At 74.8% G+C, this 345-nt stretch carries 1 protein-coding gene; it reads left to right on the top strand.

Translation table 11 applies throughout. The features are described from left to right. Positions 1-282: hypothetical protein (locus tag ACFV0G_RS32985; RefSeq protein WP_380555953.1), on the top strand; the 282-nt coding region annotated here is incomplete at its 5' end. Between the last annotated feature and the right edge of the window lie 63 nt (positions 283-345).

Here is a 345-nt window from a genome sequence, read left to right as displayed (position 1 = left end):
GCGCGGGCAGTCGCCCAGGGCCACACCCCGCCGGCGCCGCCCCCCGCCGCGCCCCCCGCCGACCACGACGACGACGAAGAGACCAGGGCCTACCTCGATGCACTGGTCGAGGGATTCCTGGCCGACTTCCCCGGGTACGGCGCGGTCCTGGCGGATCAGCATCCCGACCCGATCCTGTGGATCGCTCCCACCGGGGAGGTGGCCGTCATCTGGTACCACCGCGATGCCTTCGACCGGCGGGAGACGTTCTCCGACGTGGTGGCCGACACCCTCGAGGCGTGAGCCGCCACGACCCCGACGGGCCGTGCTCCGGCCCGGGCCGGCCGGTGGTGCTCCCCCTGCACC

The organism is Kitasatospora sp. NPDC059571 (assembly GCF_042735675.1).
Classification (GTDB): Bacteria; Actinomycetota; Actinomycetes; order Streptomycetales; family Streptomycetaceae; genus Kitasatospora.
The sequence above is the reverse complement of the archived record's forward strand: the minus strand, read 5'-3'. Positions and strand labels throughout refer to the sequence as shown.